General features: G+C 71.5%; 4 protein-coding genes. 2 read left to right on the top strand and 2 right to left on the bottom strand.

What is annotated here, in order from left to right:
* Positions 1 to 103: 103 nt before the first annotated feature.
* Positions 104 to 319 (bottom strand): putative signal transducing protein, encoded by a 216-nt coding sequence (locus tag L2I40_RS18375; protein WP_237216637.1) that lies wholly within the window; start codon positions 317 to 319, stop codon positions 104 to 106.
* Between the two features lie 126 nt (positions 320 to 445).
* Here L2I40_RS18375 and L2I40_RS18370 point away from each other — a divergent pair, with 126 nt between their 5' ends.
* Positions 446 to 1,480, top strand: coding sequence for a polyprenyl synthetase family protein (locus L2I40_RS18370; RefSeq protein ID WP_456305750.1), 1,035 nt, complete (start codon positions 446 to 448; stop codon positions 1,478 to 1,480).
* A 103-nt stretch (positions 1,481 to 1,583) separates the two neighbouring features.
* On the opposite strand, the gene L2I40_RS18365 is transcribed toward L2I40_RS18370, so the two are convergent.
* A complete protein-coding gene (locus L2I40_RS18365; RefSeq protein ID WP_237216636.1) occupies positions 1,584 to 2,981 on the bottom strand; it encodes an aspartate aminotransferase family protein in 1,398 nt (465 codons plus the stop codon).
* Between the two features lie 129 nt (positions 2,982 to 3,110).
* Here L2I40_RS18365 and L2I40_RS18360 point away from each other — a divergent pair, with 129 nt between their 5' ends.
* Positions 3,111 to 5,417 (top strand): molybdopterin-dependent oxidoreductase, encoded by a 2,307-nt coding sequence (locus tag L2I40_RS18360; RefSeq protein ID WP_237216635.1) that lies wholly within the window; start codon positions 3,111 to 3,113, stop codon positions 5,415 to 5,417.
* Positions 5,418 to 5,479: the final 62 nt, after the last annotated feature.

Below are 5,479 nucleotides of genomic sequence, written 5' to 3'. Positions count from 1 at the left end.
GCGGCGGCGAGCAGCACCGCGTCGTGGCCCGCGCGCAGGCCCGCGCGCGGCTGGCGCAGGCGGACGCGGCCGTCGAGCAGCGTGTCCTCGGTGACGTCGCCGGTCACGCGCTCTCGGCCTCGCCCGACTCGCGCAGCACGCGCAGCGCCTGGTCGGCCTCGTCGTCGGGCACGGCGAGGCGGCGGGGGAAGATGCCGATGCCGCCCTCCACCGCGCTGATCGCGGCGTCGAAGACCACCGGGTTGCAGCCGGCATCGCGCAGCAGGGCGAGGAGGAAGGAGAGCCGTACCGGGTCGGTGGTGGCGACGACGACGCGCAAGGGACCTCCCGGAACGACGATCCGGGGCCATCTGCCGGGCGGCGACGGCACCGGCCCCAAGCTTGCCCCCCAACTTGCCCCTGGGGGGGGCGGGGGCTAGGTTGCCGCGCAGCGAACCGAGGTCAAGTGAGCGTGGATCTGCCCCTGCCGACCAGCGAAGCCGCCCTGCGCGCGCCTGCCGGCGAGGATGCGCTGACGGCGCTCACGACCCTGGTGCGCGAGGATCTCGAGGCCTGCAACCGCCTGATCGTGGAGCGGATGCAGAGCCCGGTGGCGCTGATCCCGCAGCTTGCCGCGCATATCGTCGCCGCCGGCGGCAAGCGGCTGCGGCCGCTGCTGACGCTCGCCGCGGCGCGGATGGCCGGCTATCGCGGCACGCGCCACGTGGCGCTGGCGGCCTGCGTCGAGTTCATCCACACCGCGACGCTGCTGCATGACGACGTGGTGGACGAGAGCGCGCTGCGCCGTGGCCAGGCGAGCGCGAACGCGCTGTTCGGCAACAAGCCCTCCGTCCTCGTCGGCGACTTCCTTTTCGCCCGCGCCTTCCAGCTGATGGTGGAGGACGGCTCGCTCGAGGTGCTGCGGATCCTCTCCGCGGCGTCGGCCACCATCGCGGAGGGCGAGGTGCTGCAGCTCGTCATCCAGAACGACACCTCCTCGACCGAGGCGCAGTATCTCGCGGTGATCGAGGGCAAGACGGCCGCGCTGTTCGCGGCCGCGACCGAGGTGGGCGCGGTGGTCGCCGACCGCCCGGCCGCGGAGCAGACGGCGTTGCGCGCCTATGGCCACAATCTCGGCGTGGCGTTCCAGCTGGTGGATGACGCACTGGACTACTCGGCGGAGCAGGAGCGGCTCGGCAAGACCGTCGGCGACGACTTCCGCGAGGGCAAGATCACGCTGCCCGTGCTGCTGGCCTTCGCGCGCGGGAGCGAGGAGGAGCGCGGCTTCTGGCGCCGCACCATCGAGGAGCGCGAGCAGGCGGAGGCCGATCTCGGCCGGGCGATCGCGCTGATGCAGAAGCACCGCGCCTTCGCCGACACGGTGGCGCGAGCGCGCGACTACGGGATGAAGGCGCTCGCGGCGCTGGAGGCGTTCCCGGACAGCGCCGAGAAGCGCGCGCTGGCTGATATCGTGGAGTTCTGCATCAGCCGCGCGCGCTGAGGGCGTTGCGTCCGGCAGGGGTGCGCTGAGCCACGAACCCCCACGAGTCACGAACCCCCACCCCAACCCTCCCCCGCAAGCGGGGGAGGGAGACTCGACGGGCTCAGACCAGTGCGATGCTCTCGCGACGCAGCTGCACGGTCAGCGCGTCCAGCGCGCGGCCGGTGCGCTCGACCATCTCGTCGATCTCGGCCTCGGTCATGATCAGCGGCGGCGAGAAGGCGACGGTGTCGTTCGCCAGGCCGCGCAGGATCACGCCCTCCGCCTCGCCGGCCTTGATCATGCGTGGGCCGATCTTCAGCGACGGGTCGAAGTTCTTGTGCGCCGCCTTGTCGGCGACGAGCTCGATCGCGCCGACCAGGCCGATGCCGCGCACCTCGCCGACCAGCGGGTGGTCCGCGAAGCGCTCGCGCAGGCGCTTCTGCAGGTGCGGCCCCGTGCGGCGGATGTGCCCGACGATGTCCATCTCGTCGTAGATCTTCAGCGTCTCCACCGCGACGGCGGCGGGCACCGGATGGCCGGAATAGGTGAAGCCATGGCCCCATGTGCCGATGGTCTGGCTGCCATCGGCCAGCGCCTGGAAGACGCGGTCATTGATGATGATCGCGCTGATCGGCAGGAAGGACGCGGACAGCGCCTTGGCGCAGGTGATGATGTCGGGCGTGATCGAATAGGTCTGGCAGCCCCAGTAGTTGCCGGTGCGGCCGAAGCCGCAGATCACCTCGTCGGCGACGAACATCACGTCGTATTTCCGCAGCACCGCCTGGACCTTGTCGAAGTAGGTGGCGGGCGGGATCATCACGCCGCCGGCACCCATCACCGGCTCGGCGAAGAATGCGGCCACCGTGTCGGGGCCCTCGCGCAGGATGGTCTGCTCCAGCTCCTCGGCCAGCCGTGTCGCGTAGTCCTCCTCGGACTCGCCGGGCTTCGCGCCGTGGTAGTGGTGCGGCGTCGAGACATGGATGAAGCGGTCGGAGACCGGCAGGTCGAACATCTTGTGGTTCGCCGGCAGTCCCGTCAGCGAGCCCGAGGCGATGGTGATGCCGTGATACGCCTTGAGGCGGCTGATGATCTTCTTCTTCTCGGGCCGCCCCATCGCGTTGTTGGCGTACCAGATCATCTTGATGGCGGTGTCGTTCGCCTCCGACCCGCTGTTCGCGTAGAACACCTTCGACATCGGGCAGGGCGAGCGCTCGATCAGCATCTCGCTGAGGTCGATCAGCGGCTCGTGCGACTTTGCCGTGAAGGAATGGTAGAAGGGCAGCTTGAGCATCTGCGCATGCGCCGCCTCGACCAGCCGCTTGTTGTCGAAGCCGAGCGAGGCGCACCAGAGGCCGGCGACCGCCTCGATGTATTCCTTGCCCTGGTCGTCATAGACGCGCACGCCCTCGCCGCGCGCGATCACCAGCGGGCCGTTCTTCGCATGCGCGCGGTGGTCGGTGTAGGGATGCAGCACATGCGCGATGTCGCGGACGGCGTTCGAATTGCGGGGCGGGGTCATGGCGCTGGCGCTTCCTCGGCAGTTCTGCGGGCGATGCTAGACCGCGCCGCCCCCGGCGTCACCCGCCGCGCGCGACGGTTGCCGCGGCCCCCGGGCGCGGCCTAATTGGGGCTCGGCGGAGGGCCAGAGATGACCGTGATCAAGCCGCATGCCTCGCATTGGGGCGCCTTCGATGCCGTGGTGGAGGGGGGGCGCGTGGTCGCCGCGCGGCCCTTCGCGCGCGATCCCTTCCCGGGCAGCCTGCTGAACTCCGTCCCCGATGCCGTGCACAGCGCGGCGCGGATCGACCGGCCCTATGTCCGCGAGGGCTGGCTGAAGGGGGGGCGACGCGGCAGCGCGCGCGGCGGCGACGCCTTCGTCCCCGTCTCCTGGGACCAGGCGATCCGGCTGGTGGCGGAGGAGACGGCGCGGGTGCGCGCCGAGCACGGCCACGCCTCCATCATGGGCGGCAGCTATGGCTGGGCCTCGGCCGGGCGCTACCACCATGCGCGGACGCAACTGCACCGGTTCCTCGGCCTCGGCGGCGGCTTCACGGCGCAGGTCACCAACTATTCCTATGGCGCCGGCATGACGCTGATGCCGCACATCCTCGGCACCAACGAGGTGATCCAGGGGCCGGTCACCGACTGGGCGGCGATCCGGCGTCACGCGAAGCTGATGATCTGCTTCGGCGGGCTGCCGCTGAAGAACGGGCTGGTCACCTCGGGCGGCGGCGGCGCGCATGAATACGTGCCGCTGATGAAGGAGGCGGCGGCGGCGGGGCTGCGCTTCGTCAACGTCTCGCCCTTCCGCGGCGACACGGCGGAGTTCCTCGGCGCCGAATGGGTGCCGATCCGGCCGAACAGCGATGCGGCGATGATGCTCGCCATGGCGCATGTGCTGGTCGAGGCGGGGCGCGAGGATCGCGACTTCCTCGCGCGCTGCGCCGTCGGCTTCGACCGCTTCGCGGACTACGTCATGGGTCGGACGGACGGGACGCCGAAGACGCCGGAGTGGGCCGAGAAGCTGACCGACGTGCCCGCCGCGACGATCCGGCGGCTGGCGCTGGAGGCGGCCGGCAGCCCGACCATGCTGACCGCCACCTGGTCGCTGCAGCGCGCCGAGGGGGGCGAGCAGCCCTGGTGGGCGCTGGTCGCGCTGGCCGCGATGCTGGGCACCATCGGCAAGCCGGGGCAGGGGATCGCCTTCGGCTACGGCTCGATGAACGGCATGGGCACGCCGCGCCACGAGGTGCCGAGCGTCGGCGGCGTGCCGGTGAAGAACCCCTGCGGCGCCTACATCCCCGTCAGCCGCATCACCGAGCTGCTGGAGCGGCCGGGCGAGATCCTCCAATACAACGGCCGCGACCTGCTGCTGCCCGACATCCGGATGATCTGGTGGGCGGGCGGCAATCCCTTCCATCACCACCAGGACCTCAACCGGATGCTGCGCGGCTTCAACCGCGCCGACACGATCGTGGTGCAGGAGCCGTGGTGGACCTCGCTCGCGCGCCATGCCGATATCGTGCTGCCGGCGACGACGACGCTGGAGCGCAACGACATCGGCAGCGCGTCGCGCGACCGCTTCGTGCGCGCCATGCACCAGGCGATCGCGCCGGTGGGGCAGGCGCGCAACGACGCGGACATGCTGGCCGACATCGCCGATGCGCTCGGCTACCGCGCGGCCTTCACCGAGCAGCGCGACGAGATGGCGTGGCTGCAGCACCTCTACGGCCTCTGGCGTCGCGCCTGCGCCGGCCAGGGGATCGAGGTGCCCGACTTCGCACAGTTCTGGGAGCAGGGCTTCGTCGAGGTGCCGGCGCCCGAAGCGCCCTTCACGCAATTCGCCGAGTTCCGCGCGGATCCGGAGGCCAACCCGCTCAACACGCCCTCCGGCAAGGTCGAGATCTTCTCCGAGACCATCGCGCGCTTCGGCTACGAGGAGGTCGCCGGGCATCCGGTCTGGCGCGAGCCGCGCGAATGGCTGGGCAGCGAGTTGACGCAGCGCTTTCCGCTGCACCTGCTCTCCTTCCAGCCCTTCACGCGGCTGCATGGGCAGCTGGATGTCGGGCGCGTGGCGGCGGAGAACCGCGTGCAGGGCCGCGAGCCGATCCTGATGCACCCCGAGGATGCCGCGGCGCGCGGCCTCAAGGACGGCGAGGTGGTGCGGGTCTTCAACGACCGCGGCGCGGTGGCGGCGGGGCTGCGCACCACGCCCGACATCCGCCGCGGCGTGGTCGCGATGGCGACGGGCGCCTGGTGGAACCCGGCGCGCCCCGGCGCGACCGATGCGGCCTGCGTGCATGGCAATGCGAATGTCCTGACGCAGGACGTGCCGACCTCGCGGCTGGGGCAGGGCTCGGCGGCGCAATCCTGCCTCGTGCAGATCGAGCGCTGGACGGGCGAGTTGCCGCCGGTGACGGTGCACGCGCCGCCCGCCGTGGCAGAGCCCGGCTGACGATGCGGCGTCGCGCGCTGCTCGGCGCGGCGGCCGCGCTGGCGGCGTCGCCGGCGCTCGGG

Origin of the sequence: Falsiroseomonas oryziterrae (assembly GCF_021864505.1) — a bacterium.
Lineage (GTDB): Bacteria > Pseudomonadota > Alphaproteobacteria > Acetobacterales > Acetobacteraceae > Falsiroseomonas > Falsiroseomonas oryziterrae.
This window is presented reverse-complemented; position numbering and strand designations above follow the sequence as displayed.